Annotated in this window: 3 protein-coding genes; all 3 read right to left on the bottom strand. The window is 41.8% G+C overall.

From position 1 onward, the window contains the following. Positions 1 to 222: 222 nt before the first annotated feature. Genes ACEW8O_RS09770 through ACEW8O_RS09760 form a run of 3 tightly spaced genes read right to left on the bottom strand, consistent with a single transcriptional unit; the run spans position 223 to position 4,010 of the window. Positions 223 to 1,602, bottom strand: coding sequence for an alkaline phosphatase family protein (locus ACEW8O_RS09770; protein ID WP_373494443.1), 1,380 nt, complete (start codon positions 1,600 to 1,602; stop codon positions 223 to 225). Then, positions 1,599 to 2,813 (bottom strand): metabolite traffic protein EboE, encoded by a 1,215-nt coding sequence (gene eboE / locus ACEW8O_RS09765; protein ID WP_373494442.1) that lies wholly within the window; start codon positions 2,811 to 2,813, stop codon positions 1,599 to 1,601. The genes ACEW8O_RS09770 and eboE overlap by 4 nt, the downstream gene beginning before the upstream one ends. 42 nt (positions 2,814 to 2,855) lie before the next feature. Then, positions 2,856 to 4,010 (bottom strand): 3-dehydroquinate synthase, encoded by a 1,155-nt coding sequence (locus ACEW8O_RS09760; protein ID WP_373494441.1) that lies wholly within the window; start codon positions 4,008 to 4,010, stop codon positions 2,856 to 2,858. Positions 4,011 to 4,068: the final 58 nt, after the last annotated feature.

The raw sequence follows: 4,068 nt of genomic DNA, 5'->3' as shown, positions 1-4,068 counted from the left end.
AAAGAAATGTATCCTGCACCCTCCTGTTATTCCCTTTTAAACCTTACTTTCTACCAAAACAAAAAATCAAGAATTGTTCTAATTTTATTTTTAGATTTAATGTTATTAAAATCCAATAAAATATCCTAATAATTATAATTTGAAGCCATACTGTTCACCTGTTACCGCTGTTCGATATTTGCAATGTCGAACCCCAGATAATGAGGATTTGTAATCCTCGTCCTATCTCCCCCCAAAAACCCCCTTCAATATCAAATCCATCACATCAACTGCCTCCACCTTTTCTGCCTCAAAAAGATCCGGATTCTTGCTGACAAATATAGGATGGTCCAAACTGTCTTTTGGAATAGCTCCATGTGATCCTTTGACCAAAGTGGCATCCAAAGGAATCACATCCATTAAGTACCGGAAACCCAATTTCTTTTTGAGGATCTTCATGCCGATCTTTGCTTTCAGCAATTTGATATTGGGATCGGCGAACATTTCCACCGGGTCATAACCCGGCTTGCGGTGAATGTCCACACATCGGGCATAATCCGGGGCTTTGGCATCATCGAGCCAAAAATAATAGGTAAACCAAGAGTCCTTATCTGCTACTGCCACTAATTCCCCTGTGCGTTCATGGTCTAAATGATACTTCTTTTTACCTTCCTCATCCAATACCAATTCGATTCCCGGCGTTTTTTCAAGAAGAGCCTTAACAGCCGGGATGTCTTTTTTATCCTTGATGAAGATATGGGCCAATTGATGATCTGAAACGGCAAATGCTTTGCAGGTCCCTGCATCCAAGGTTTCCAATCCCAATTCATCTTTTACAGCTATATATCCTTTTTCCCTCAAAATCCTGTTGATATGGATGGGATTGTTTACTGAAGTGATGCCATATTCTGAAAGGAGTATGACATTGGCACCCTGATTTTCATAATAAGTGATCAAGTCTTTGCAGACGGCGTCAATTTCCTGTAGGTCTTTTCCGATTTTGGAAAAGTCAATACCACAACGTTGCAGGTTATAATCCAAGTGCGGCAAATAGATCAGAGTCAGGGTAGGATTATGCCAATCATCGACTTTTTTGGATGCTTCTGCTATCCACTTGGTAGAGGAGATATTGGCGTTTGGTCCCCAAAAAGAAAAAAGGGGGAATTGGCCAAGCTCTTTTTGTAACCTGTCTCTCAGGTCCATTGGATGGCTATGGCAATCCGGTAATTTTCTGCCATCAGCAGGATAAAGTGGCCTTGGGGTTACCTGATAGTCCGCATTGGAGTACATATTGTACCACCAGAACATATTGGAAACTGTAAACTCAGGATTTTTCTTCTTGGCATAGTCCCAGATTTTTTCACTTTGAACCAGATGATTTGACTGTCTCCAAAACTTCACTTCGCATTCATCCCGGAAATACCAGCCATTTCCCACGATACCGTTTTCCGAAGGCCATTTTCCCGTCAGGTAAACTGACTGCGCCGAACAGGTCACTGCCGGCAACACCGGATCAATGGTCGCTTTTTTTCCTGTGGCTATCCACTTTTTCAAAAATGGGGTATGCTCACCGATTACCCGGCTTGAAAGGGCAACAACATCTATGACTACGGTTTTTTTCATGAGTTTCCACTGTTTTCTATGACCCATTGAAGTTCTCTTGTAATAGAACTACCAAGATCCAAATTGATACCTTCCGGCAAAACCTCCCAAGTGTAAGTCTCCACTTCCAAATGTTTGCAGACTTTTTTCCTACTGATGTATTTCAACACTTCAAGGATATCTGTTTGTGTGGAGGAGATTCTCCCATAATCTGATAGAAAAATGGGGACATGATAGTGGATGCGCCATTCCATTGCATCGGTGGATTCAAGGGTATTCATGGCCTCGTGCAGATCTTTGAAAGAAGCTAATTGCCCATTTTGACCCTTGGCCACCACCTGATGCAGGTAAGTGGATTCGGAAAATGGAAATATCAAGGCTCTCAATTCTTTCCTCTCATTTCTACTTTGAGGAATGTCAGCCTTTAAAGCCGCACTGATCTGGATTTTTCCAATTTTGATACCATTGGCCTCAAAGGCTTCGAAAACATCCTCGGGATTTTCATAGACCACAGCAAAATGACAGACATCATAACAGATCCTAATATGTTCTTTCAGACATTTTTCGGCTTCCTGACGGGAGAGTCCCAATTCTTTTTCAAGGTATTCGGTTCCAATCGGAACCAAATAATTTTGATAGAAATCAATTACTTCCTTTGTGTTTTCAAGTATGCCGTCAGGTTCAGGTTCAATGTCGAGGTGTAGGAGTTTACCTGTTGATTGCTGAATGCTGTAAAGTTTCCCTGCTATTTTGGCCAGATGGAGAGTTGACTTTTTTATTGCTTCCTCCAATTCCAAAGGCGTCTTGTACCAATGTCTATAGGAGAGGGGAGAAGTCGAAATCCCACCATCCAGGCCTTCGGGCAAAAGGTCGGAAAGTATATCAAAAAGTCTTCCGGTATATGTCAATCTTTCGGGAGTAGTCCAATCGGGTTTGTGCACTTCATCTTTGACTACCTGTCTGTGAAATCCTCCGTAGGGGAAGCCATTGAGTGTAAAAACATAACAGTCATTTTCTTTCAGCCAGGTTTTGAATTCAGTCAGTTTTTCTGGTTTTGCAAGGTCCAGACTTGCCTCATGGGAGGACCTGAGTCCTATACCAAATGGTTTGTTTGGAGACAGCTCATTTTTGATTTTCGGGATATATTGCTTTAGATTTTCAAAAGTTTCCGCCCATCTTTCTCCGGGATGGATATTGGTGCAATATGTCAGGTGATGTCCTTTGGTAAACATTGGAGTTTTGAAATAAGATTAAAGTGTCAGAAATCCTACAATTTAGGAATCAGCGACAACTTTCTCCTCATGAAATAATTTTAATTGATCAATGGATTGAAGAATCAGATCATTATCCATTTCATGTACCTCAATTCCCTTGCCCATAGATTCCAATAAGGTAATGGTCAACTCACCGCCTAGATGTTCCCTGAACTCCTCAAGACCTTTCAGCAACTCCTTGCCGGACAATTCATGGGAATAAATGCCAAATCCCAGCGCTTTCATCAAGTTGATGATACGCATCAAATCTGCTTGGGAAATCATTCCTTTTAAATAAGAATAGGTACTGTCCAAGGCAATCCCGATAGCCACAGCTTCTCCATGCCGCACCTGATATTGGGTCAAATGCTCCAGTTTGTGGGCTGCCCAATGTCCAAAATCCAAAGGCCTTGCAGATCCTGTTTCAAAGGGGTCCTTGCCTGCGATATGGTCAAGGTGCATTTGGGCACACTTGATGATCAATTCCTGCATAGGGCCCATCTCACGGTTTGCCAAAGCCGGGGCATTATTTTCCAGCCATTCAAAAAATCCCATATCCTTGATCAAAGCCACTTTAATGGCTTCTGAGATACCGGAACGCCAATCCCTATCGTCCAGTGTCGTCAGGAAATTAAAGTCATTGATGACTGCAAAAGGAGGTGCAAAAGTTCCAAGGTAGTTTTTCTTACCATAGGCATTGATGCCGTTTTTGACTCCAATTCCGGAATCGTTTTGGGATAAAACAGTGGTCGGTATTCTGATATGTCTGATCCCTCTATGGGAAATCGCAGCAGCAAAGCCGACCATATCCAAGACTGCCCCACCTCCAATGCCGACGATATAGGAATGTCTGTCAATCCCAAAAATACTCGTTGCATCTACAATTTTCCTGAAGGTTGCCTCATCGTTTTTTGAGATTTCACCTCCCTGAACGACCAATGGTTCAGCACATAATATGAATTTTTCCTGATAGGCATCAGCATAGCTATGAATTTCATTCAAAAGGTTTGGAAAAGCTTGGGCCACACCGCTATCAATTACAAAAAATGCCTTTGCTTCTTTTCCGTTGTCCAGAAAATCGGCCAATAATGCATTTTTGGAGTCAAAAACCCCTTGCAAAAAACACACCTGATACCTGAAGGGTACTGAGAAGGTTTGCTCAATAATTTTTTTCATCATATTAACTTAAGGCTGCAATATATCCAAGAACCTTGAATTCCTGAAATGTGCTTTA

The sequence above is a fragment of the Aquiflexum sp. genome (assembly GCF_041749095.1).
GTDB lineage: Bacteria > Bacteroidota > Bacteroidia > Cytophagales > Cyclobacteriaceae > Aquiflexum.
The sequence above is the reverse complement of the archived record's forward strand: the minus strand, read 5'-3'. Positions and strand labels throughout refer to the sequence as shown.

Bases quoted from the DNA above. Each gene is read 5' to 3' on its own strand.
- ACEW8O_RS09760 (WP_373494441.1), bottom strand. From the start codon at position 4,010: ATGAAAAAAATTATTGAGCAAACCTTCTCAGTACCCTTCAGGTATCAG.
- eboE (WP_373494442.1), bottom strand. From the start codon at position 2,813: ATGTTTACCAAAGGACATCACCTGACATATTGCACCAATATCCATCCC.
- ACEW8O_RS09770 (WP_373494443.1), bottom strand. From the start codon at position 1,602: ATGAAAAAAACCGTAGTCATAGATGTTGTTGCCCTTTCAAGCCGGGTA.